At 35.2% G+C, this 24,589-nt stretch carries 27 protein-coding genes; 19 read left to right on the forward strand and 8 right to left on the reverse strand.

Translation table 11 applies throughout. The features are described 5' to 3' along the window. The first annotated feature begins 45 nt into the window (after positions 1–45). Genes SIB89_RS09700 through SIB89_RS09710 form a run of 3 tightly spaced genes read left to right on the forward strand, consistent with a single transcriptional unit; the run spans position 46 to position 3,339 of the window. Positions 46–2,658, forward strand: a complete 2,613-nt coding sequence (locus SIB89_RS09700) for a tetratricopeptide repeat protein (RefSeq protein ID WP_412559630.1) — start codon at positions 46–48, stop codon at positions 2,656–2,658. Positions 2,659–2,717: 59 nt separating this feature from the next. After that, on the forward strand, positions 2,718–3,143 hold the full coding sequence (locus SIB89_RS09705; RefSeq protein ID WP_412559631.1) for a bactofilin family protein: 426 nt from the start codon (positions 2,718–2,720) through the stop codon (positions 3,141–3,143). Next, complete coding sequence (locus SIB89_RS09710; protein ID WP_412559632.1) at positions 3,061–3,339, forward strand: AtpZ/AtpI family protein; 279 nt, start codon at positions 3,061–3,063, stop codon at positions 3,337–3,339. Before SIB89_RS09705 ends, SIB89_RS09710 begins: the two co-directional genes overlap by 83 nt. Before the next feature lie 186 nt (positions 3,340–3,525). Here the strand turns inward: SIB89_RS09710 and SIB89_RS09715 are convergent, their stop codons facing one another. Then, on the reverse strand, positions 3,526–3,672 hold the full coding sequence (locus tag SIB89_RS09715; protein ID WP_412559633.1) for a hypothetical protein: 147 nt from the start codon (positions 3,670–3,672) through the stop codon (positions 3,526–3,528). Positions 3,673–3,883: 211 nt separating this feature from the next. Here SIB89_RS09715 and atpB point away from each other — a divergent pair, with 211 nt between their 5' ends. From atpB to SIB89_RS09785, 14 genes are all read left to right on the forward strand, one after another. Beyond that, positions 3,884–4,984 carry a F0F1 ATP synthase subunit A gene (gene atpB, locus SIB89_RS09720; protein WP_155089245.1) on the forward strand — a complete coding sequence of 367 codons (1,101 nt, stop codon included), beginning with the start codon at positions 3,884–3,886 and terminating at the stop codon, positions 4,982–4,984. Between the two features lie 19 nt (positions 4,985–5,003). Next, entirely contained in the window at positions 5,004–5,210 is a 207-nt protein-coding gene (atpE, locus tag SIB89_RS09725) for an ATP synthase F0 subunit C (RefSeq protein WP_103050608.1), read from the forward strand. Positions 5,211–5,325: 115 nt separating this feature from the next. Beyond that, positions 5,326–5,820, forward strand: coding sequence for a F0F1 ATP synthase subunit B (locus SIB89_RS09730; RefSeq protein WP_273289673.1), 495 nt, complete (start codon positions 5,326–5,328; stop codon positions 5,818–5,820). Between the two features lie 6 nt (positions 5,821–5,826). Next, positions 5,827–6,363 (forward strand): ATP synthase F1 subunit delta, encoded by a 537-nt coding sequence (gene atpH, locus SIB89_RS09735; protein WP_412559634.1) that lies wholly within the window; start codon positions 5,827–5,829, stop codon positions 6,361–6,363. 43 nt (positions 6,364–6,406) lie between these two features. After that, positions 6,407–7,987 carry a F0F1 ATP synthase subunit alpha gene (gene atpA, locus SIB89_RS09740; protein WP_155089248.1) on the forward strand — a complete coding sequence of 527 codons (1,581 nt, stop codon included), beginning with the start codon at positions 6,407–6,409 and terminating at the stop codon, positions 7,985–7,987. Between the two features lie 54 nt (positions 7,988–8,041). Beyond that, a complete protein-coding gene (atpG, locus tag SIB89_RS09745; protein ID WP_412559635.1) occupies positions 8,042–8,905 on the forward strand; it encodes an ATP synthase F1 subunit gamma in 864 nt (287 codons plus the stop codon). Between the two features lie 217 nt (positions 8,906–9,122). Then, complete coding sequence (locus SIB89_RS09750) at positions 9,123–9,650, forward strand: hypothetical protein (protein ID WP_412559636.1); 528 nt, start codon at positions 9,123–9,125, stop codon at positions 9,648–9,650. Between the two features lie 125 nt (positions 9,651–9,775). Further along, positions 9,776–11,251, forward strand: a complete 1,476-nt coding sequence (locus SIB89_RS09755) for an oligosaccharide flippase family protein (protein ID WP_412561900.1) — start codon at positions 9,776–9,778, stop codon at positions 11,249–11,251. Positions 11,252–11,256: 5 nt separating this feature from the next. Further along, a complete protein-coding gene (locus SIB89_RS09760) occupies positions 11,257–12,018 on the forward strand; it encodes a DUF6090 family protein (RefSeq protein ID WP_412559637.1) in 762 nt (253 codons plus the stop codon). Beyond that, entirely contained in the window at positions 12,008–12,442 is a 435-nt protein-coding gene (dut, locus tag SIB89_RS09765) for a dUTP diphosphatase (protein WP_412559638.1), read from the forward strand. The genes SIB89_RS09760 and dut overlap by 11 nt, the downstream gene beginning before the upstream one ends. Before the next feature lie 146 nt (positions 12,443–12,588). Beyond that, positions 12,589–13,608, forward strand: coding sequence for a sugar phosphate nucleotidyltransferase (locus SIB89_RS09770; RefSeq protein ID WP_412559639.1), 1,020 nt, complete (start codon positions 12,589–12,591; stop codon positions 13,606–13,608). Between the two features lie 125 nt (positions 13,609–13,733). Continuing rightward, positions 13,734–15,095 carry a tetratricopeptide repeat protein gene (locus tag SIB89_RS09775; protein WP_412559640.1) on the forward strand — a complete coding sequence of 454 codons (1,362 nt, stop codon included), beginning with the start codon at positions 13,734–13,736 and terminating at the stop codon, positions 15,093–15,095. A gap of 54 nt (positions 15,096–15,149) precedes the next feature. After that, entirely contained in the window at positions 15,150–15,887 is a 738-nt protein-coding gene (locus SIB89_RS09780) for a DUF4292 domain-containing protein (RefSeq protein ID WP_273289681.1), read from the forward strand. Then, positions 15,887–17,110, forward strand: coding sequence for a murein hydrolase activator EnvC family protein (locus SIB89_RS09785; RefSeq protein ID WP_412559641.1), 1,224 nt, complete (start codon positions 15,887–15,889; stop codon positions 17,108–17,110). Before SIB89_RS09780 ends, SIB89_RS09785 begins: the two co-directional genes overlap by 1 nt. On the opposite strand, the gene SIB89_RS09790 is transcribed toward SIB89_RS09785, so the two are convergent. The 3 genes from SIB89_RS09790 to SIB89_RS09800 form a co-directional block, all read right to left on the reverse strand. After that, positions 17,107–17,322, reverse strand: a complete 216-nt coding sequence (locus SIB89_RS09790; protein WP_412559642.1) for a DUF6515 family protein — start codon at positions 17,320–17,322, stop codon at positions 17,107–17,109. The two genes, SIB89_RS09785 and SIB89_RS09790, sit on opposite strands and share 4 nt — an antisense overlap. A 171-nt stretch (positions 17,323–17,493) precedes the next feature. Further along, complete coding sequence (locus SIB89_RS09795) at positions 17,494–18,003, reverse strand: acyl-CoA thioesterase (protein ID WP_273289684.1); 510 nt, start codon at positions 18,001–18,003, stop codon at positions 17,494–17,496. A 60-nt stretch (positions 18,004–18,063) separates the two neighbouring features. Continuing rightward, a complete protein-coding gene (locus SIB89_RS09800) occupies positions 18,064–19,002 on the reverse strand; it encodes an SPOR domain-containing protein (RefSeq protein ID WP_412559643.1) in 939 nt (312 codons plus the stop codon). A 197-nt stretch (positions 19,003–19,199) separates the two neighbouring features. Here SIB89_RS09800 and dprA point away from each other — a divergent pair, with 197 nt between their 5' ends. Further along, positions 19,200–20,303 (forward strand): DNA-processing protein DprA, encoded by a 1,104-nt coding sequence (gene dprA / locus SIB89_RS09805; RefSeq protein WP_412559644.1) that lies wholly within the window; start codon positions 19,200–19,202, stop codon positions 20,301–20,303. Here the strand turns inward: dprA and SIB89_RS09810 are convergent. Together SIB89_RS09810 and trpS are read right to left on the reverse strand one after the other, a co-directional pair. Next, positions 20,296–20,463 (reverse strand): hypothetical protein, encoded by a 168-nt coding sequence (locus SIB89_RS09810; protein ID WP_412559645.1) that lies wholly within the window; start codon positions 20,461–20,463, stop codon positions 20,296–20,298. The two genes, dprA and SIB89_RS09810, sit on opposite strands and share 8 nt — an antisense overlap. Before the next feature lie 18 nt (positions 20,464–20,481). Beyond that, positions 20,482–21,453, reverse strand: coding sequence for a tryptophan--tRNA ligase (gene trpS, locus SIB89_RS09815; RefSeq protein WP_412559646.1), 972 nt, complete (start codon positions 21,451–21,453; stop codon positions 20,482–20,484). Positions 21,454–21,574: 121 nt separating this feature from the next. On the opposite strand from trpS, the gene SIB89_RS09820 reads away from it, so the two are divergent. Further along, positions 21,575–22,318: a lysophospholipid acyltransferase family protein gene (locus tag SIB89_RS09820; RefSeq protein ID WP_412559647.1), complete on the forward strand. Its 744-nt coding sequence runs from the start codon at positions 21,575–21,577 to the stop codon at positions 22,316–22,318. Between the two features lie 108 nt (positions 22,319–22,426). Here SIB89_RS09820 and SIB89_RS09825 read toward each other — a convergent pair whose 3' ends face one another. Both SIB89_RS09825 and SIB89_RS09830 read right to left on the reverse strand, forming a co-directional pair. Next, positions 22,427–24,031 (reverse strand): hypothetical protein, encoded by a 1,605-nt coding sequence (locus SIB89_RS09825; RefSeq protein WP_412559648.1) that lies wholly within the window; start codon positions 24,029–24,031, stop codon positions 22,427–22,429. Between the two features lie 2 nt (positions 24,032–24,033). After that, positions 24,034–24,579: an RNA polymerase sigma factor gene (locus tag SIB89_RS09830; protein WP_412559649.1), complete on the reverse strand. Its 546-nt coding sequence runs from the start codon at positions 24,577–24,579 to the stop codon at positions 24,034–24,036. Positions 24,580–24,589: the final 10 nt, after the last annotated feature.

The raw sequence follows: 24,589 nt of genomic DNA on the forward strand, positions 1-24,589 counted from the left end.
AAAAACCCAATAGTTTAGTTATCTATTAATCAAATAGAACCGACGTTGAAGACCTATTACAAACTCATATTATCTCTATTCTGTATTGCGCTAATTTCACAAAGTTGTTCGCGCAAAAAGGACACTTTTATTAACAGAAATTTTCATGCCTTAGGCACCAAATACAACATTCTCTACAATGGAAATATAGCCTTAGAGCGTGGCAAACTTGCGGTTAATGATGAGTTTACCGAAAACTTTTGGGAGTTGCTTCCTGTGGAGCGGATGAAGGTGAGTGAAGATATTTTTCTGCCTGGTCAAACAAAGAACGCAGATTTTGAACGTGCTGAAGAAAAAGCTATTAAAGCTATTCAAAAGCACGGAATGAATATACAGGGAAAGGAAAAAAACCCACAAATAGACGAAGCTTATCTGTTATTGGGTAAGGCACGGTATTACGACCAGCGTTTTGTACCTGCATTGGCAGCATTTAACAACATCTTGAATAAATATCCTACGAGCGATAAAATCAATCAGGTAAAGATATGGCGAGAAAAAGCCAATATGCGTTTAGACAATAATATAGGTGCTATAAATAAACTTGAACGTTTACTCAAAGAAGAAGAGATAGAAGGGCAAGATCTTGCAGATGCCACAGCGACTTTGGCTCAGGCCTATATTAACATTAAAGCTAAAGATAGTGCTATATCATTGCTTGGTGTTGCTGCTGAAAACACTAAAGTAAAGAGTGAAAAAGCACGTTTTCATTTTATTAGAGGTCAGCTATACAATGAGATGGAAGAAAGAGATAGTGCCAATATGGAGTTTGACGCCATTATAGAGATGCACAGACAAATTCCTAGATCGTTTTATATTAACGCTCACTTAGAAAAATCCTATAATTTTGATGCTGTGGATGGTGATGAGGTGGCCTTTCAGGAATATCTGACAGAACTTGAAGAAAATCGTGAAAACAGGCCTTTCCTAGATAAAATTTATTATCGTATTGCAGAGTTTCACCGCAATAGAGCATCAGATAGTTTAGCAGAAGCATATTATAATAAATCCTTAAGAAAAACGTCATCAGACAAATACTTAAGAGCGCTCAACTATGAGACACTCGGCAATATGTATTTTGACAGAAACGCCTATAAAACAGCTGGCGCCTATTATGACAGCACTATGACCGCTATGGTGCAAAATTCTAAGCCTTTTAGAATTATTAAGAGAAAGCGCGAAAATCTAGATGACGTCATTTATTACGAAGACATAGCTCGAGCCAATGATAGTATTTTACACATAATCAATCTTCCCAAGGAAGAGCAGTTGGCCATTTATGTTAAACATACCGAAGAACTAAAAGCTAAAGCGCTAAAGGAAGAAAAACTCAAAGAAGAAGAATTAAAAAAGCAGGAGGTAAGAAAAAACGCGGCAACAAATAACATAAAGGACAATAACCGAAAAGCAAGTATAAGTCCGAGAGGTTTACCTGGAGAATTTAACACTAAAGATGGTGGTGGCAGTAGTTTTTATTTCTATAATCCAACAACTGTTGCTTACGGTAAAAATGAATTCTTAAGACTTTGGGGAGAGCGAAAGCTTCAGGATAATTGGAGGCTTTCAGATCAACGTGCTGGTATTAAAGCTGCTGACAAACAAGAAAGCATATCGCAAAGCAAAGGAAGCGAAGAGCTTTACAATCCTGAAACATACATAGCTTCGCTACCTACTGATAAAGCTGAAATCGATAGCATAGCTAAAGAAAGAAACTTCGCCTATTATCAATTGGGAATTATCTACAAAGAAAAATTCAGAGAGTTTGAATTGTCCAAATCTCGTTTCGAAGATTTATTAAATAACAATCCTGAGGATCGATTAATTCTTCCTTCAAAATATAACCTTTATAAGATTTATGTTGAATTAGGTCTTAATAGAAAGGCTGAAGCGATGAAGGGAGACATTGTTGCTAATTACCCAGATTCGCGTTATGCAGAAATCCTGTTGAACCCTCAGTCAGAATTGGCTAAGGATGAAAACAGCCCAGAAGTGATTTACACCAATCTTTATAAAAAGTTTGAAAACCAAGAATACCAAGAAGTAATCACTGAAGCAGATATTCAAATAAAACGTTTAGAAGGCGACGACTTTTTGCCAAAGTTCGAGATTTTAAAAGCCTCTGCCAAAGGCCGTCTTTATGGGTTTGAGGCATATAAAGAAGGTATTAATCACATTGCACTGACCTATCCAAATTCTGAAGAAGGCAAAAAGGCTCAAGAAATATTGAATAATGCTATTCCTGCATTGGCTAAAAAAGATTTTGTATCGGACGACGTAGCGAAGAACTTTAATGTGATTTATCAATTTGACAAAGGGTCTGGTGAAGATATAGAAGCCTTTGTAAAAACCTTAAATGAAGAAATTGAAAAAAAGATAAAGTACTTTGACTTAACCACTTCAATAGACGTCTATGATGAAAACACTACCTTTGTAGTTGTACACGGCCTAACTAGTATTCAAGGAGCTAGTGGTTTTGCCCAATTATTGCAATCAGACGAAAGAGATAGTCGAGGACGACCGGTAAAACCAAAAATAACAAAAGAATATATTGCAATATCCTCGCCAAATTATGCTATCATCCAACGCCATAAGAATTTGAACACATATCTAAAATTAGAGTAAATTAAAACCAAATCATCATGTTTTCCTCAGACAACAAGAAACCTAAACAAACAACGACTATGGAAACAAGTACGCAACAGAATATTATAGCAAAGGGCACTAAAATTGTTGGAGATATAGCAAGTGAAGGGCCTTTTAGAATAGATGGCACCGTAGAAGGGAATGTAAAAACTTCGGGTAAAGTGGTAATAGGTAAATCAGGATTCATTAAAGGTACCTTACAGGGTGAAAATGCTGATTTTGAAGGTAAATTTTCTGGTAAGCTTATACTGTCTGGTACATTGTCTTTAAAAACCACAGCGCACATAGAGGGTGAAGTCCATACGAGTAAATTAGCTGTTGAGCCAGGCGCTACATTTAACGCAACATGTAGTATGAAGGGTACAGTAAAAGCATTACCTAATGAGCCAGTTAAACCAAAACAACCAGAGCAGCAACAAGTCAAAGCCACACAAGCCTCACAAAGACCAGAAAGACAAGCTTAATACCTACGCACGTTTTTCTAGTATCGCTTTGCAAATGTTTGCCATTATTGGTGTAGGCACTTATGCTGGTGTAAAACTAGACGAGTACTATCCTAATGAGCATAACCTTTATACTATAATATTGTCTTTATTATCCGTGGTTCTTTCAATTGTTTTTGTAATTAGACGTATTATTGCAGCTTCAAAAGAAGATTAAAATGGAAGCTTTTAAGAAAAGACAGATATCATTTGTATTACAACTTATAGGGATTAGTGCGGTTTTATTTGGAATTCACAGCTATTTGCTACATCACTTTGCCTCTGAGAGAATATTCTTTTTTCCTGTTTGGCAGATTTATGTTTTTCATTTCGTTATTACACTTGTCCTATATACTATTATCAATTATAGATATTCCTCAGGTAAAACAGACATTTTTAATGTCTTTATGATTATGACTTTTGTAAAGATGGCATTGGCTATTGTCTTCCTATTGCCTTTGATACTTTCGGAGTTTGAAAACAAACAACCAGATGTTTTTAATTTTTTCATTCCGTATTTCTTGTTTTTATTCTTTGAAGTTTTTGCCTTGACAAAATTTCTTCAAAAACAGTAATTTTTAGGTTTTTAACACGCCTTTAAATCAACTGATTTTACCGATTAAAAGACCTGAAAAATTATAGCGAAATTATTGTTTGTCAATTCATATAATGTACGTACATTTGCAGCGAATTTAAAACAAGGTATTTTAAAGCCACAAAGAATGACGTTAAGCACCTTAAAGCGTACAGTATTTACAGTTCTGTTTTTATCCGTATTTAGTTTTGGTTTTGCCAAGGATGCTAAAGAGCAAGGAGATGATGAAAAGTTTGACGCTAAGTCAATGATAATGCATCACGTTAAAGATGCCTATGGCATGCACATTATTACGTTTAACGAAGGTAAAGAAGACGAAAAGCACATTACCATTCCATTACCTGTTATTCTTTGGACAGATAATGGTTTAACTACATTTATGTCTTCAGAATTTCATCATGACTATCACGGACATGAGGTGGTTGAAAAAAACGGAGGCAAGTTCGTTAATGTTCATGAAAAGGTATATCAACTTAATGAAGGTGAAACAGAAGTAAAGTTAGACGAAGAAGGACATCCTACCAATGCTGAGCGACCAATAGACATATCTATCACAAGAAACGTCTTTATGATGTGGGTTTCGGTTATTGTTTTAATACTGATTTTCTTTGCTGCAGCAAAAAGTTACAAAAAGAGCAAGAACAATGTGCCTTCTGGTATCGGAAGCTTTGTTGAGCCTTTGGTGGTGTTTGTGCGCGATGAAATCGCAAAACCAATGATTGGTGAGCATAAATACAAAAGGTACATGCCTTATTTGTTAACGGTATTTTTCTTTATCTGGATTAACAATATTTTCGGTTTGATCCCAATTTTAAACGGAGCTAACCTTAGTGGTAATATTGCTTTTACAATGGTATTGGCACTATTCACATTTATCATCACAACATTTAGTGGAAACAAAAACTATTGGAAGCATATTTTCTGGATGCCAGGTGTACCTGTGCCAATGAAAATATTCTTAATGCCAATAGAATTAATAGGAATATTTACAAAGCCAATTTCGCTTATGATTCGTTTGTTTGCTAACATTACAGCAGGACACATTATCATTTTAGCATTAATGTCTTTGATATTTATATTTAAGACTTGGGCTGTAGCACCAGTTTCAGTAGCATTCTCGTTATTTATCGGGATTATTGAAATTGTGGTAACTGCAATTCAAGCCTATATATTTACAGTATTGTCTGCCCTGTATTTTGGGATGGCAACTGAAGAAGCGCATCATTAATTAATTTAAATTTTATATTATGACTATTACTGGAATTGCAGCTATTGGAGCTGGTTTAGCAGCTATCGGAGCTGGTGTAGGTATTGGTAAAATTGGTGGATCTGCTATGGAAGCTATGGCACGTCAACCAGAAATGCACGGTAAGATTCAATCTTCTGCATTAATTTTAGCAGCCTTCGTAGAAGCGGTAGCGCTATTTGGCGTTGTAGCAGCGTTAATCGTATAATTATGATTAAAACTAATTACAGAAGTAACGGTTGGTTGCTTCTGTAATTTTTATCATTCTCCATGTGGCTTTGGTTACGGAGAATAAAATTTAGATTAAAAAGCATTTATAAAACATGGATTTAATTAAACCTGGATTTGGATTAGTATTTTGGACGGTAATTACCTTCCTAATATTATTGTTTTTATTAAGAAAGTTTGCTTGGAGACCTATTCTTGGTGCCGTTAGTGAAAGAGAAGAAGGTATAAAAAATGCCTTAGCTTCTGCTGAGAATGCACGCAAGGAAATGGAAAACCTTCAAGCAGATAACGAGCGTATTTTACAAGAAGCGCGTGTAGAACGTGAGGCTATGCTTAAGGATGCTCGTGAAATAAGAGAGCAGACTATTGCTAAAGCTGAAACAGAAGCACAAGAAAAAGCAAGTAAGATCATTGAGAAGGCGCAAGCGGCTATAGAAAGCGAAAAGAAAGCTGCAATGGCTGAGCTAAAGAGTCATGTTGCTGGTTTATCAATAGAAATCGCTGAAAAAGTAGTGCGCGAAGAATTATCTAACAAAGACAAGCAATTGAAATTGGTTGAAGGCATGTTAGGTGAAGCAAAATTAAACTAAGGATAAATGGCAGGATCAAGAGCAGCAGTAAGATATGCTAAAGCGGTTTTAAGTTTAGCACAAGATCAAAAGGCAGCAGAAGCAGTGAATAGTGATATGAAACTTATTTCAGAAACTATTTCTCAAAGTGATGAGCTTAGACAAGTGCTTCAGAGTCCTGTTGTAAGATCTTCAGACAAAAAGTCTGTATTGTCTTCTGTATTTTCAAAAGTAAGTGCTAATACAGAAAACCTGATAGATACTTTAATTTCAAACAAACGATTAGCACTCTTAAACGAAGTAGCTTCAAGTTACGTTCAGTTATTCGATCAATTAAGAGGAAGTCAAATTGCTAAGGTTACTACAGCAGTGCCTTTAACAGCAGATTTAAAGACTAAGGTTTTAGCTAAGGTTAAGGAATTAACTGGTAAAGACGCAGAAATAGAAAATATTATAGATGAAAGCATTTTAGGTGGTTTCATTTTACGAGTTGGAGATACACAGTACAATGCTAGTATCGCAAACAAACTCGAAAAACTAAAAAGAGAATTTACATTAAATTGAAATAATTCAGAATTCAGAATTTTGAATTCAAAATTAAATAGAGATGGCAGAAGTAAAACCAGCTGAGATATCAGCAATCTTAAAACAACAACTTTCAGGTTTTGAAGCAAGCGCTTCATTAGACGAAGTAGGAACAGTATTAACTGTAGGTGATGGTATTGTACGTGCTTATGGATTGGCTAACGCACAATATGGTGAATTAGTAGAATTCGAAGGTGGTGCAGAAGGAATTGTACTTAACCTTGAAGAAGATAACGTAGGTATCGTATTATTAGGTGCTTCTACTGGTGTAAAAGAAGGATCGACAGTAAAACGTACTGAGCGTATTGCCTCTGTAAAAGTAGGTGAAGGTATCGTAGGTCGTGTTGTTGATACTTTAGGTAACCCAATCGATGGTAAAGGACCAATTACTGGTGAAACTTATGAAATGCCTGTAGAGCGTAAAGCACCAGGTGTTATCTATAGAGAACCTGTAACTGAGCCATTACAAACGGGTATTAAGGCTATTGATGCTATGATTCCTGTAGGTAGAGGTCAGCGTGAGTTGGTTATTGGTGACCGTCAGACAGGTAAGACAACGGTTTGTATTGATACCATTTTAAATCAAAAAGAATTTTACGATGCAGGTGAGCCTGTATACTGTATATATGTAGCGGTTGGACAAAAAGCGTCAACTGTAGCAAACATTGCTAAAACATTAGAAGAAAGAGGAGCTTTAGCTTATACTACAATTGTAGCGGCTAACGCATCAGATCCAGCAGCGATGCAAGTATATGCACCAATGACTGGAGCTTCTATTGGAGAGTACTTTAGAGATACGGGTCGTCCGGCATTAATCATTTATGATGATTTATCTAAGCAAGCAGTTGCTTACCGTGAGGTGTCGTTATTATTACGTCGTCCTCCAGGACGTGAGGCGTATCCTGGTGACGTTTTCTATCTTCACTCAAGATTGTTAGAGCGTTCTGCAAAAATCATCAACGATGATACTATTGCCAAGGAAATGAACGATTTACCAGATTCTCTTAAGCCAATGGTAAAAGGTGGTGGTTCTTTAACTGCTTTACCTATCATTGAAACGCAAGCAGGAGACGTATCAGCATATATCCCGACTAACGTAATTTCGATTACAGATGGTCAGATATTCTTGGATGGTGATTTATTTAACTCTGGTGTACGTCCAGCAATTAACGTAGGTATTTCTGTATCTCGTGTTGGTGGTAATGCTCAGATTAAATCGATGAAGAAGGTATCTGGTACTTTAAAACTAGATCAAGCTCAGTTCCGTGAATTAGAAGCGTTTGCTAAGTTTGGTTCAGATTTAGATGCATCTACATTAAACGTAATTGAAAAAGGTAAGCGCAACGTTGAGATCTTAAAGCAAGCTCAAAACGATCCTTATACAGTAGAAGATCAGATTGCAATTATCTACGCAGGTTCTAAGAACTTGTTAAGAGATGTTCCTGTTGAAAAAGTAAAAGAATTCGAAAGAGATTATATCGAATTTTTAAATGCTAAGCATAGAGATACGCTTGATACGCTTAAAGCAGGTAAATTAACTGATGAGGTTATTGATACATTAACTAATGTAGCTAAAGACCTTACAGGAAAATACAGAGCTTAATAATTAATCTAATGTCACTCTGAGCGCAGTCGAAGAGTCTTTATAAATTAAAGAATGGCAAACTTAAAAGAAATACGTAACAGAATATCATCAGTATCTTCAACGATGCAGATTACCAGTGCCATGAAAATGGTATCTGCCGCAAAGTTAAAGAAGGCACAAGATGCTATTACTGCGATGCGTCCTTACTCTAATAAGTTAACAGAATTATTACAAAGTTTAAGCGCTACTTTAGATGCTGACTCTGGTAGTAAGTATTCTGTTCAGAGAGAGGTTAAAAATGTTTTGATTGTTGCTATCACTTCTAACAGAGGTCTTGCAGGAGCTTTTAACTCTAATATTATAAAAGAAGTTAACAGAATTGCAACTGAGACGTATGCAAATCAAGAAGTATCGTATTTAGCAATTGGTAAAAAAGCTAATGATGCTTTTAAAAAGACCAATAAAGTAATTGCTAATAAAAGTGATCTTTACGATGACCTAACATTTGAAAATGTTGCGGAAATCGCCGAAATAATCATGGAGAAGTTTGTTGAAGGTGATTATGATAAAGTTGAATTGGTATATAACAGCTTTAAAAATGCTGCAACACAGATTATAATGTCCGAGCAGTTTTTACCAATCGTACCAATTGAAGGGGAGGATGCTCACGCAAACTTAGATTACATTTTTGAGCCTTCTAAGCAAGAAATTGTAGAGACCTTAATACCTAAGTCTTTAAAGACCCAGTTGTATAAGGCGATCAGAGATTCATTTGCTTCTGAGCATGGTGCACGTATGACGGCAATGCACAAAGCAACGGACAATGCCACTGAGTTAAGAGATCAATTGAAGTTAACGTACAACAAAGCAAGACAAGCGGCTATTACTAACGAAATATTAGAAATTGTTGGTGGTGCAGAGGCACTTAACAATTAAGCGCAAGCTAAATGTAAAAGAGCTGCAGAGGCTCTTAACAATTAGGCTTAAGTCAAAACATATTTTCAAAAATAAAACAAAGTCCAACTCATTGAGTTGGACTTTTTCTTTGAGCAAATTTAAAAAACCAATGCATTTCATCGATAAAATACCGAAATCATCGATAAAATAAATAAAATTCCTATATTGTCCTCCCAAATCTAAACCTACTTATAAAATGAAAAAGCTTAAAGCAGGAATTTATGCCCTAATTTTCGCTATTGCGATGTGTCTTACCTTCCAATGCGCTAGTCCAAAAGCGGCAACTACCTTTGAAAACGAAATACCTTTTAATATTGAAGATGTTTACTTTCAAGAATGGTATGCAGGCATTAAAGTTGGTGGTACAGGTGTAAACATTTTTATTCCAGTGGTCGACAAACCTGCAGGTGTTATAGTGGACAGTGTCTATTTTAGAAATCTTCAAGGTAAATTGGTAAAGACCCAAGGGAAATATTCAGCGGTGCTTAAAAACAAGTCACGCAGCTACACCTTTAGAGTTGAAGATAAGCCTGAGGGCTACCCTTTTGATTTAAAAGCTTACGAATGTGTGATTAGCTACATTCAAAACGGAGAAACAAAATATTATAAAATTCAACAACTTAATGAATTTGCAGGGACTTACTATGAGAATGGTCCACCATCAATCTATGTACGAGAAAGCTCAGAAGGCTTAGCAACTATAGACGAAGAGAATGATAATTAGTTTCATATAAATAATTTTTAGTTAGTGATTAAAAAGTCTTGCATGCTATGTGTAAGGCTTTTTTATTTCAGCTTATTAGAAGAGCTATTTATTTAATACTTTTACACAGCACAGAACACAATCAATTGAGCGGTTTTAAATCCCTTTTTAAACAAACTTTTATTTATGGCTTGGCAACGGTATTACCGAGGATGTTGAGCTTCTTGTTGGTGCCACTTTACACAAGTGAAGCTGTGTTGGCCAATCCAGCCGAATACGGAAAGGTTTCTGTTATTTTTTCATACTTCGTACTGTTCAATGTGGTTTTGGCTTACGGTATGGAAACTGCATTTTTCCGCTTTTTCAATAAAGAAGAAAATAAAGACAAGGTGGTTAGTACGTCGTCGCTATCCTTAATTGTATCGTCTTTTGTGTTCTTCGTGTTAGCCTTAATATTTCAAAATCAAATTTCAAATGTTATTGATATTGACGTAAAGTACATCAATCTAGTGATATGGATATTATTACTCGATGCATTGGTTATTATTCCCTTTGCGTGGCTTAGGGCGAACGAAAAACCAACTCGCTATGCAATTATTAAAATATTGAATGTTGTTATTAACATTGGGTTGAATCTATTCTTCTTACTGGTTTTAAAAGACTTAGCCCAAGGAGGTGGATTATTTGAAAGCATCTACAAACCCAACTTCGAAATCAGTTACATATTTATTGCAAACCTCGTAGCAAGTGCCTTTACATTGTTGGTAATGTTATCATTTTATGCAAAAATCAACTATAGATTCGACAAACACTTATGGAAACAAATGATGCGCTACGCCATGCCAGTTTTAGTTGCAGGTGTTGCATTTTCAATAAACGAGACTTTCGATAGAATTTTGTTAAAGGAATTATTACCGCCAGATATTGCTGAAAGTGAAATAGGAATGTATTCAGCGTGTTACAAATTGGCACTATTCATGACACTTTTTGCAACAGCTTATCGCTTAGGTATAGAGCCCTATTTCTTCAGTCACGCAAAAACTAAGAACCCACAAAAAAACTATGCCAATATTTTAGAGTTCTTTGTGGCATTTGGATCTATTATTCTATTGGCCGTTGTTGTATTTGCGGATATTTTCAAACCAATCATCATTAGAAGTGAAGCTTATTGGGAAGCTATGTGGATTGTTCCAATAATTCTATTGGCCAATTTTTGTTTGGGTATTTATCACAATCTATCCGTTTGGTATAAAATAACGGACAGAACAAAGTTCGGTGCTTATATTTCCGTTATTGGAGCTTTAGTAACACTTGCTATCAATCTTATGTTTATAGAAACCTATAGTTACAAGGCATCTGCCGTTGCTACATTGGTAGCTTATGGAACAATGATGCTATTGTCCTTCTATTTCGGAAGAAAGTATTATCCCATACCTTATAATCTTAAAAAAATTGGTCTTTACCTAGGCATTTCGATTGGTTTATCGGCATTATCTTTCTATCAATATCGAGAGAATTATGTTATAGGAATTACAATGTTAATTGTATTTTTGGCATTGGTTATTATGTTGGAAAAGAAACAACTATTGTCATTCCTGCGTAGGCAGGAATCTACTAAATAGAAACTATGCTTAAGTTTTTTAGAAGAATCAGATATAACTTAATGGAAACAGGCAAAACCTCAAAATATCTCAAATACGCAATTGGCGAAATCATTTTAGTGATGATTGGTATTTTGTTAGCCCTACAGGTAAACACCTGGAATAACAATCGTGAGCTTAAAAAAGAAGAGCTTAAAATGATGAAAAGTCTTCATAAGGAGTTTAGCAAGAACATAGTTAAGTTTGATAAGAAATTTAAACAGCATCTCATCAAAAAAGAAAGTATAAATACCATTATGTCAATTGATGCCAATTTGTTTACAATTGATAGTTTATGGTCACTATTTTCTGAAGTTCATGACTCGCCAACATTTGACCCTTATCAAGGGATATACAATTCAATGATTAATTCTGGTAGAATAGAGTTAATTTCTAACGAATTACTAAAAGAGAAAGTTTCTGGGTTTAAAGATGTACAAATTGATTTTCGTGAAGATGAAGATAATGTAAGAACATTCATTTCCGAAAACCTACATAAAATAGAATTATTTGAAAAGACCTTTGATAATTATGCTTTTTTAGCAAAAAAAGCTAAAATATCGACAGAGGAACGAGAACGAATTAAAAAGAAATATATTAAACTTATTGAATCTGAAAGTTATGAAAGTCAACTCGTTTTTTTAGACGGCTGGCTAAAAGATGTATTAATAGCTGGCCCAGAATTAAGAAATGAAATGGTATTAATCGTCAAACTGTTAGAACAAGAAATAGAAAAACATGAAAATTAAAATTATAAATAAATCCAGGCACGATTTACCACATTACGAAACCATAGCTTCCGCAGGTATGGATTTAAGGGCAAGTTTAACTGAATCTAGAACTCTAAAACCTTTAGAACGCACAATAGTAGGCACAGGTTTATTTATAGAATTACCAATTGGTACAGAAGCACAAGTAAGACCACGTAGTGGTTTAGCAGCAAAAAAAGGGATTACAGTTTTAAACGCACCAGGAACCATTGATGCAGATTACAGAGGTGAAATAGGAGTCATTTTAGTCAACCTTTCAAATGAAGATTTTACCATTAATAATGGTGAACGCATCGCACAATTAGTAATAGCAAAACACGAACGCGCAGACTGGCAAGAAGTAGAAACACTTTCAGAAACTGACAGAGGTGAAGGCGGTTTTGGAAGTACTGGCACCTCGTAATTGTAGAATTACGATTGACGATTTCAGAATTGTCCCCTTGAGGGGACTTTAGGGGTATTAAAAAAAATCACCTTAAACATAAACAAAGATAAAGTTTAACATAAAAGAGATTTCCGCTTTTGCGGAAACGAAAAATAAGTTTTTCGATGAAAATAATAGTACCAATGGCAGGCAGAGGTTCTCGCCTTAGACCACATAGTTTAACAGTTCCAAAACCATTAATACCTGTTGCAGGCCAACCCATTGTGCATCGTTTAGTAAAGGATATTGCCAAAGTGTTGAAACAACCTATTGAAGAAATTGCTTTCGTTTTGGGTGATCCAGCATTTTTTGGTGAAGATGTGGTTGAGAGTTTAACAGAACTAGCTCAGGACCTAGGAGCTAAAGCATCCATATACAGACAAGACCAACCATTAGGAACAGGACACGCCATAATGAGTGCCAAGCCTTCACTTTCTGGTCCAGCCGTAATTGCCTATGCGGATACGCTGATTAGAGCAGAGTTTGATTTAGATCCAACTGCAGACAGTGTGATATGGACAAAAAGAGTTGAAAACCCTGAAGCTTATGGTGTTGTAAAATTAAATGAAAACGAAAATATTGTGGAGCTGGTTGAAAAACCAGAAACCTTCGTCAGCGACCAAGCGGTAATAGGTATTTACTACTTTAAAAATGTTGCGGTTTTAAAAGAAAAGCTTCAAGAAGTTCTGGATGAAAACGTTATGAATGGAGGCGAATACCAAATCAACGATGGGATAAAGCGCATGATGGCTGATGGCAGAATATTCAAAACAGGTACTGTTGATGAATGGATGGACTGCGGTAACAAAACCGTTACATTACAGACTAATGCAAAAATGTTAGACTTCTTAAAAGCTGATGCCGAAGAACAATTAGTCGATGATTCTGTCGTTTTAGAGAACTCAAAAATTATTGAACCTTGCTGTGTTGGCAAAGGCACCATTTTACGCAATACAACCATAGGACCTTACGTTTCTATTGGCAAGGACTGTGTTATTGAAGACTCAAGCGTTAAAAATAGCTTAATCCAGAATCAAACCTCTATTAAAAACGCTAATTTAGAGGAAGCTATGATTGGTAACCACGTAAAGTACAATGGTAAGTTTACTAAAATAAGCATTGGTGATTATTCTGTATTAGAATAAAACAAGAATGTCATACTGAGCGCAGTCGAAGTAAGTTTTAGTTTGGAACGACTTTTGAAAAGATAATGTCATTCAGAGCTGTCAGGCTGAGCTCGTCGAAGTCAAAGCGAAGTGAAGAATCTCAAATGAAATTTAATAATAAAATAACAAGAATTCTTGTGGTACTAGTTTTAGTGCCAAGCCTTGCTATGGCCCAAGTGGATTTTAACAAACGTCCAGATGATGACTTAGGCAATGTTGAAGATGAGTTTCAGGAGTATTTTTTCGAAGCTCTTAAGCAAAAAGGAATCGAAAATTATGATAGAGCCGTTGAAGCCCTTCACAAGTGTTTAAATCTCAACAGTAAAAAACCGGTTATTTATTTTGAACTGGGAAAGAACTACAATAAGCTCAAAAACTTTGGTGCTGCTGAAGACAACCTCAAAAAGGCGATTAGTATGCAACCCGATAACGAATGGTTTTTAGATGAGCTATACGATGTATATTTCCAACAAGAGGACATAGACAACGCCATCAAAACTATAAAGCAATTGGTTAAATACCATCCAGATTACAAAGAGGATTTAGCTGCTTTGTATGTCAGGGAAAAGCGATACAAGCAAGCCTTGGAGCTTTTGGACGAGCTCGATGAAGAGTTGGGAGTAAGTGAAGCCAGAGATGCTATGCGAAATGATATCTATAGTATTACCGGCAATGTTGATGACAGAATTGAAAACCTTGAACAGCGAATCGCAAACAATCCCAACAACGAAGACAATCACCTAAAGCTCATTTATAGATACAGTCAAACAGGAGATAAACAGAAAGCCTATCAAGCAGCCGAGAATCTTCTAAGAATAAAACCAGATTCAAAATTTGTACATTTGGCGCTATACAAATTTTATCTACAAGATGGTAAGTTGGAAGATGCTATAAAATCCGTAAAAATAGCACTGACAAGTCCAGAAATAAATGCAGGTGCTAAAGCCAAAGTACTTAAGGATTTTGTGAATTTTGTGTCTAAAAATCCAGAATATGAGGGTGATTTAGTTGATATTACTGTTTTGGTGGACGATAATAAAGATGCCCAAACCTATAGTGACCTTGGGCAATACTATCTAAAATCAGGTGATAAAGTAAAGGCATTGGCAAATTTCAAAGAAGCCTTAAAACAAGACCCTAATGACTTTAAACTCATTAAGGATGTATTGTTACTTCAATTAGATATTCAAGATTATACAGGGGTAGTACAGGACAGCGAAGAAGCCTTAGAATTGTATCCTGCACAGCCAATATTGTACTTGGTTAATGGAGTTGCAAACAATAAGCAAGGCAGTCACAAAAAGGCTATAGATAATCTAGAAATGGGCTTGGATTTCCTAATCGACAATCCTAACATGGAAGCTGATTTTTATTCAGAATTAAGTTTAGCCTATAAAGCTCTTAATAATATTAGTAAATCTGAAACGTTTGCTAAAAAGGCACAAGCCATAAAAGCCCAACAGTAAATGATTTTAAATCCCACCTTTAAGTTCTCTAGAGTAATTTTATCATTTATTTTGATGGCTTTCTTACTAAACTGCAAGTCAGCCAAAAGTGTTATAGAATCTGGTAAAGCAAGCGACAAGCTTTCTGCCAAGCAAGTTATTAAACAGCATCAGAAAAATGATGCAGACTTTAAAACGCTTCAAGGCAAGGTAAAGATAGATATTATCCAAAACCAAGAGGAACAAGGTTCAACCTTCAATTTGAGAATTGAAAAAGATAAGGTTATTTGGCTGAGTGCAAAACTCGGGTTGGCTAGAATGATGATCACTCCAGAGAAAGTAAGATTCTATAATAAACTAGATAATGAGTATTTTGATGGTGATTACAAATTATTAAGTGATTTTGTAGGTGTTGACTTAGATTTTGATAAAGTTCAAAATATATTATTGGGTCAGGCCATATTTAACTTAAAAGATGAAGCTCATACAGTTTCGGTTAATGACAATTCTTATGCCTTGCAACCTAAAGACCAAAACGCACTATTAGAGCTGTTTTATTTAATTAACCCATCGCATTTTAAGATGGATAGTTTACAGTTGTTTCAACAGTTAAAAAAACGTATTCTTCAAGTAGATTATATGTCTTATCAAGAAGTTGGGAAGCAGGTTTTACCAAAAGATATCAAAATTATTGCGGTTGAAGACACTGATGAGGTTGCAATCACCATGGAGTTTAAGTCCTTAACCCTCAATGAAGAGGTCCGTTTTCCATTTAAAATTCCAGCAGGTTATAAAGAAATAGTTATTAAGTAATGAATGCAAAGTGTTTACAAATCATTATAATTTTAGGGTTTCTACTATCCTCACCATCGCTTATTGCGCAAAGTAAAAAACAAGAAAAGTTAGAAGCTCAACGCCAGCAAGTTCTTAAAGAGATGAAGCAAATAAATGCTTTATTATTCACTAAAAAGAAGGAACAAAAATCTGAAATCACCCATATTGAAGACCTTAACTATAAAGTGAGTGTTAGGCAAAATTTGATTAGAATCACTAACGAACAAGCCAATTTATTAACTCGCGAAATCAATACAAACCAAAAAGAGATTACAAGCCTTAGAACACAGTTACAAGAATTAAAAGATGATTATGCTGCCATGGTTGTAAAATCATACAAAAGTAAATCAGAGCAAAGTAAGGTGATGTTTTTATTGTCATCCGATGATTTTAAACAGGCTTATAAGCGATTACAATACATTAGACAATATAGAGATTATCAAAAAGAACAAGGTGAAGCGATAAAAACCAAAACCAAAGAGTTACAAGATTTAAATATTAAACTTTCCAAACAAAAGGCGGATAAACAAAAATTAATTGAAGAAAATAGAGCTGCTAAACGTCAGCTGGAAAGAGAGCTTAAAGAGCGTGAGGTATTGATGGCTTCCATAAAAGCCGATATGAGCAAATTTGCCGCTCAGATTAAAAAGAAGAAACAAGAAGCAGACCGATTGGATAGGGAAATTAACCGACTGATTAGAGAAGCCATTGCGGCATCCAATAAAGAAGCGGGTAATAAATCATCTACAGGAAAATTTGTGCTCACTCCAGAGGCTAAAAAACTAGCTGCTAATTTTGAGGCCAACAAAGGCAAACTGGGTTGGCCTGTTGAGAGAGGAGTAATAAAAGCTAAATTCGGAAAAGGCCGTTCCTTAACGGACAGTTCTGTTGAGGTTAACAATCCTGGAATTAAGATTGCAACGACTACAAGCGCTGAAGTTAAAGCAGTTTTTAATGGTGAAGTCTCTCAAATTTTAGTTATAAAGAGAGGGAATCCAGCCATTTTAATACGACATGGAAATTACCTAACTGTATATACAAACCTTTCTAAAATTTATGTAAAAAAAGGAGACAAGGTAAAAACTGGTCAGGCCATTGGACAAGCGTTTACCAACAAAACCAATGGAGAAACTTTATTGGGCTTTAGAATTTATAAGAACAATCAAAAGCTTAATCCTCAATATTGGTTGTCTAAGTATTAAACTCTCACCACTACATAACCTTTTCGTGTCTTTTGGTAGTGTTTTCCATTAAAGAAATAGTAACGTTTTCCTTTTACCCTAACGACTTTATAATTTCCAGGTAATTTTTTTACTACAGTAACAGAAGCAGGTTGTTTTACAACCACTCTACTTGCACAAGAATTTAAACTTAATGCAAATACAAAAACTAAGGTGTAAACTAAATATTTCATATCATTAATAAATTTGGTTTAATGATAAGACACGGATATTTAGAAAAGGTTTAATTCTACAGATTGTAAGATATAAGGGTAAACGAGATACTGAAACAAATTTAGCATGAGAGCTTTCACCTTCTGTGCTACATCATGTGATTTGTTATTCTGAACACGTTTTAGAATCTATTACTCAAAAAGCGCCTTTAGTTCAGTAGCATTAGAAGGTTTCATCTTTCCTGCTAACACCAAGCTCAATTGTTTTCTACGCAGAGCCGCGTCATAGCGTTCCTTTTCTAATTCGGTTTCTGGGATAAGCTCTGGGACTTTTACAGGACGACCTGTCTCGTCTACAGCAACAAAGGTATAAATAGCCTCATTGGCTTTAATACATTCGCCAGACTCGCGGTCTTCAATCCAAACATCCATATAAACTTCCATTGAAGACTTAAAGGCACGAGAAACTTTTGCCTCTATAGTCACAACGCTTCCAAGAGGAATAGATCTATTAAAAGCTACATGGTTAACAGAAGCCGTAACAACAATACGACGTGAGTGACGTCTCGCTGCTATACTTGCTGCTCTATCCATACGTGCCAATAACTCACCACCAAAGAGATTGTTGATAGGGTTGGTTTCACTTGGTAATACTAAATCGGTAACCACCGTTTTAGACTGAAATGCGGTTCTAGGTTGCATAAATCATTAAAATTTGTGCAAAGATAAAGTGAATTGAATTAATAAAGGGATAACTAAGAACTAATCTAACTTCTTAATCAACAACCAAGCATCACGGTTGTGCTCACGTCGGATTTTGTAGAGTGCACTTTGAGCCTCAGACCTAGTTTCAAAGCTAGAATAAACCACTTCGTGCAAGCCATAGCGATTTTTGCCAATTTTTCTGGCTTTATAGCCTTTGTCTCTTAGCTGCTTCACTTTTTTATCGGAATTAGCTTCAATTCTAAAAGCACCGGCAACAATATGGTAATTTCCAGTTTGTTTTTCTAACGACAACGTTGCAGCAGGTAATGGGTTGCTGATAACAAAAGTAGCTTCCTGTACTTTGGCATCCAATTGTGCATTGGCCTCCTCTTGTGCTAGTTGGTTATGGTTTTCAATGGTATTGTTGTAATACTTTGCAGCTCCAAAACCTCCTAAGCCCAACACAATAACAGCTGCAGCAGCATACTTTAACCAGTTGTTGTTAGAGCGCTTTTCTGGTGTAAATGCAATTGGTGCTGTTTCCTCAATGGCTTCAACCTCTTCTTTATAAACTTCACGCTTAATATCGTTAGAGGTAAAGTGAGATAAACCAAAGGAATCCGTTAGGTAATTAATATGGTTAGAAGGGTTAAATACAATTTTGCCTTCTGCATTTAAAACCAGTTCGCCAATATTTTCAAATTGAATGGTTTCACCTTCAATTAAATACGACTTTATGGTTTTAACATGCTTAGTGATTTTTTTGTTAGCGGTATTGTAAGGAATCTTTTCAACCTCAGCAATGTAGTTAGCTAACAAGCCATCGTTGCTCTGCAATTGCTCATTAAACGATAACGCTTTTTTTGGAGGATAAAATGTATGAGTTGACTCATGCATTTTGGCAGAAATACGATTGGTTAAAAAAGCACCAAAATTTGGAACGGTTACACAGTCGTATCGGTATAAAAGGTCGCTAATGTAAGTCTCTAATTGCATATTACTCTAACTATTGTAAGTAAAACCGAGATAATGATTGAACTAAAATTATCTCTTTAGTATAAGCTTCAGTTTTGCTAAAACTAGTTTATGGAGTAAAGTTAAAAATTTTTGAAATTGATAAAAGTTTGCACACATATAGTTATTAACATCAGAAAAATTTAGTTTCTTGTAGGTTTTAAATCAGCCGTTTAAAAATGACAGAAGAACAACTTATTTATACTCTAGCATTGCAACATGTGCCTAAAATAGGTTCCACAACAGCTAAAAAACTAATTAATCATTGCGGCTCAGCTGAAGCGGTTTTAAAAGAAAAGAAATCTAAACTTTTAAAAATTGACGGTATTGGTACTATCACTATAGAAGGTCTATTTGATAAATTTCATCTTGAAGAAGCCGAAAATGAACTCAAATTCATAAGAGACAATAACATAACAGTACATTATTTTACAGAAGACACTTATCCTGAACGCTTAAAACATTGTATTGACGGCCCTATATTATTATTTCAATCTGGTAATATCAACTTAAAACAGCAACCTATTATAAGTATTGTTGGAGCGCGAAAAATCACTACAAACGGAATTGCCTTTTGTAACAAATTAGTAGAATCGCTATCACCTTATAATCCAATTATCGTCTCAGGTTTTGCCTATGGCACAGATATTACAGCTCAAAAGGCAGCTATTAATCACAACTTACAAACTATTGGCTGTTTGGCGCATGGCTTAAATCAAATTTATCCTAAGGTGCATAAGAAATATGTGGCAGATGTTGAAAAACACGGTGGTTTTTACACCGATTTTTGGAGTACAGATGTATTTGATAGGAACAATTTTTTAAAGCGAAATAGAATCATCGCAGGCCTGAGCGAAGCCACCATCGTCATAGAATCTGCAGAAAAGGGTGGAAGCTTGGTTACCGCAGACATCGCCAATTCTTATGATCGTGAAGTTTTTGCAGTACCAGGACGAACAACAGATAGCCAAAGCGTGGGTTGCAATAACCTCATAAAATTTCAAAAAGCACATTTATTGTCTGACCCAATGGATGTCCCCTATTTATTGAATTGGCAATTGGAAACGGAGACCAAACCAGCAGTTCAAAAACAACTGTTTGTAGAGTTAGAACCCGATGAAAAAATTATCTATAACTATTTAAAAGACAATGACAAAGAATTGCTTGATGTTATAGCGCATCAATGCGGAATTCCAACCTACAAATTAGCTGGCTTACTTCTTAATATGGAACTGAAAGGTGTGATTAGACCTTTGCCTGGGAAGTTGTTTGAGCTTATTTAGATTTATTAACCAAATTCACTATCAATATTACACATACCGCAATAATTGCTACAGCAGCATAAGCTATCCAATCTATTTTTTTCGCATCACCTACTCTAGAAATAATAAGTAAAATCATTGCAGCAATGACTAACAGAGGGGTCAGCAATTCTTTTTTCATTTTAATAGTTGTTGTTGATTAATACCCAACCTTTTCCCTAACACGCTTTAAAACATCATCAGCCACAACCTTAGCTTTTGCAGCGCCTTTGGCTAAAGCCGCATCAACTTCGCTGAGGTTTTCCATATAATAATCATAGCGTTTTCTAGGTTCAGCAAAACGCTCTAAAATCAATTCGTATAGAGTTTGTTTAGCATGTCCATAACCATAGTTGCCACCTTCGTAATTGGCCTTCATTTCTGCAATCTGCTCATTTGATGCCAATAGGTTATAAATAGCAAAACAGTTGCAGGTTTTCCAATCTTTTGGCTCTTCAAGCGGTGTGCTATCCGTCTCTATAGACATAATCTGCTTGCGTAATTTCTTCTCTGGCAAAAAGATATTAATGATGTTGTTTTTACTCTTGCTCATTTTAGCACCATCAGTGCCAGGAATCAACATGGTCTCTTTTTGTATATCAGCTTTTGGTAAGACAAAAGTTTCGCCTCCCATTTTGGCATGAAAGCGTGATGCCACATCACGCGTCATTTCTATATGTTGTTCCTGATCTTTCCCAACAGGAATGATTTCAGAATCATACAACAGAATATCCGCAGCCATAAGCATAGGATAGGTGAACAGACCTCCATTGACATCGTCTAATCTGTCGGCTTTATCTTTAAAACTATGTGCTAATTCTAATCGCTTAAAAGGGAAGAAGCAATTTAGATACCAAGCTAATTCAGTCACCTGTGGCACATCACTTTGTCTGTAAAACACGGTTTTATCTATATCTAGACCAAACGCCAACCAAGTAGCTGCAGTAGAGTACGTATTGTTACTAAGCGTTTCAGCATCCTTAATTTGAGTTAAAGAATGTAAATCTGCAATAAATAAATAAGAATCGTTTGCCTTATCTTTTGCTTTTTCTATTGCAGGTAAAATAGCACCTAGTATATTACCTAAGTGCGGTGTTCCTGTACTTTGTATACCTGTTAGTATTCTTGCCATAACATTACCTGCGTAGGCAGGTATTTAATTAAATTAAACTTAGTTCTAAAACTGAAAGCAAAGATAAATTTTTGAAAGAACTATAAGAAGCTATTTGAATTAAATACTTAGTTTTGGTGCCATGGCAATATTTAAGTATCCGTTTTGGGTTTTATATCGCATTTGGTTCTACATTTTGGTAGCCATACCTATTATTGTATTGTTTCCTATTCTATTGATTTCCATTTCTAGAGAAAAATGGTATCCGTTTTTCTTTAAACTAGCCCGTTTTTGGGCCAAGTTTATTTTAGTTGGGATGGGTTTTGCCTATAGGGTTAAAAAAGAAGAAAATCCAGACCCGAAGAAGAGTTATATGTTTGTTGCCAACCATACTTCTATGGCGGATATTATGTTAATGCTGGTGTCTGTAAAAAAACCTTTTGTGTTTGTTGGCAAAAAGGAATTGGCAAAAATCCCTTTGTTTGGCTTCTTTTACAAGCGTACCTGTATTTTGGTTGACAGAAGTAGTGCGAAGAGCAGACAAGCCGTTTTTTTAAGAGCTCAAAGACGGTTAAAACAAGGCTTAAGCATTTGTATTTTCCCTGAAGGAGGAGTGCCGGAAGAAGACGTTGTATTAGACACTTTTAAAGATGGGGCTTTTCGCTTAGCCATTAACCATCAAATACCAGTTGTACCGATTACCTTTTACGACAACAAAAAAAGATTCTCTTATACGTTTTTTAGCGGTGGTCCAGGTAGAATGCTAGTTAAAATTCACAGTTTTATACAAACAAAAGGCTTAACAATTAAAGAGACTAAAACCTTAAACGAAACTGCCAGAACTGTAATTTTAAACGAGTTAGAAAAGGGTAACATAAAGAGTTAATTCCTAAAAAAGGAAAAGCCACTCTAACCAAGAGTAGCTTTTTTTGTCATCATTGCATTCACCATTGCTTTAGTTTGTTTGCAATAACCTAACCTAATTTAAATTTACCTAAAACTTAAAACTTAATCCTGTATATACTCCAATAAAGAATGGTCTATAATTACCAGACGTATTATTGAATGTATTTATTTGATACTTGAACTGAGGTTCAAGATTAATATTCCACTGTTTAGACAAGCTATAATCTAATCCCAAACCAAAGTTGGCACTAAAACTTGTACTATTAATATTGTTAGCTTCACCAATTAAGGTGTTAACTCCGTCTAAATCTGCGTAGATTTCATTTTCATTTAAAAAGAACGTACTAAATCCGCCAATTACATTAACTCCAAATTTTTTATCTAACACACGATATTCCAATTCTAAAGGCACTTCAATAAAACCAAAACGCTGATCAATGCTACCCACCTTTGTGCTTAGGTCTAAAGAAGATACCATTGCTTTGGCACTCATTAATGATACACTTTGTGCTTGGTTATTTAAAGTGACATTTGCATATTTTTGAGTCACATTTGCACCTGAACCTGAAGTTACAAAAGAGGCAGACACTGCAGGATTAGGGTTTGTAATAGCGAAAACATCTGAAGTTGACTGACTAAGATTAACAACATTTACACCAGTACGCACTTTTAACCTTTCGTTTACAGCATAGGCAGTAGTAATTCCGTAGCTCATATTGATATCGCTACTTTTGGAGTTGTCATTAAACTGTCCATCGATAGGAGACCCTTCACCTAAAGAACTGTAATAAACAGGCGCAACATTAGGCGTAATGCTCCACCTGTTTTGTTCATCTTCTTTCTCTTTTTCATCAGTATCTTTATCCTCTGTATTATTTGCTGCAATAGCATCTAAAATAGATTCCTTTTTTGGGTCTTCTTTAAGAATGTCTTTCTTTTCTATATCTTCAGTAGCAGATGTAGCGTCCGTGTTTTCTGAATTGGATTTTTCAGAACCCTTTGATGTTGAATTATCCGTAACTGCTGTGTTGTTATCTTCTATTGTTTTCTTAATTGCCGACTTTATGTCCTTATCGTTAGCAAGTTCTGTTTTATTACTGTTTTCTGAACTCTTCGTATCAACAGAAGCTACCTTTGTATTATCCGCATCAATTATTGTAGTTAATTTTTCACGTTCTTGTGAAGGTGGGTTTTCGCCTTTATCTTTATTGTCTGAATAAACCGCAACAGAATTTAACTGCGACTTAGGGTTGGAAGTAAGATTTTTAGAAGCACTTTTCTTATCGGAACCGTTATCTTCCTTTAAACCATTAATTGATTCGTCGTCTTTCTCAGAACCTACAAACTCAAGCTTTTCATATGCTTCATCATCCTTAAGCTCATTTTGCTTGTCATTAGACGTTGAGTTGTTATTGTTTTGATTAGAGTTGTTGTTTAAATCTTCTGTATCAACAACAGTAGGGTCTACTGAATTGTCTATGTCTGAATTAAATACAGATATACCAATAGTAAGAAGCAAAGCAATTGCAGCGGCTACGCCACCTATTTGCCACCAAAGCGCTACAACTCTGCGTTTTCTCTTCTTATTAGGCAGACTTTCACTTATGCGATTCCAAACAGCATCGTTAGGTGCTACTTCAAAATCCTTAAACTTTTCTTGAAAAAGTCTGTCTATGTTCTTTTTATCATTCATTGTTATGATGATTGCGAATTTCCATTCGACTTATAATTTTCTATTTTTTCTTTTAAAATCAATCGTGCTCTTGCAAGATTTGATTTTGAGGTTCCAGTTGAGATATTGATCAATTCACTAATCTCTACATGAGAGTAACCATCTAATACATACAAATTGAATACCAATCTATATCTGTCGGGCAATTCTTGAATGATTTTTAATAAAAAATCAATATTCAACTCATCATCATCTATATCTACCGTGACGTCTTCAATATTATCTTCATTTACAATATCGTAAACACCTACATTGTCTCTATAGCTTTGCAATGATGTATTAATTGCAATCCGTTTTAACCAACCTTCAAAAGAACCTTTATTATTGTACTGATCTATTTTACTAAATACAGTTATAAATGCATCGTGCAGATTATCTTCTGCTTCCGCATAGTTTTTAGAATACTTAAGACAAAGCGAAAATAACTTACTTGCATACTGCTTGTATAATTGGCTTTGAGCTTGAGCATCTTGTTTTATACAATTTTTAATGAGTCTATCTAAACTCACATTGTTGTCG

This window comes from Winogradskyella sp. MIT101101, assembly GCF_047126865.1.
Classification (GTDB): Bacteria; Bacteroidota; Bacteroidia; order Flavobacteriales; family Flavobacteriaceae; genus Winogradskyella; species Winogradskyella ouciana.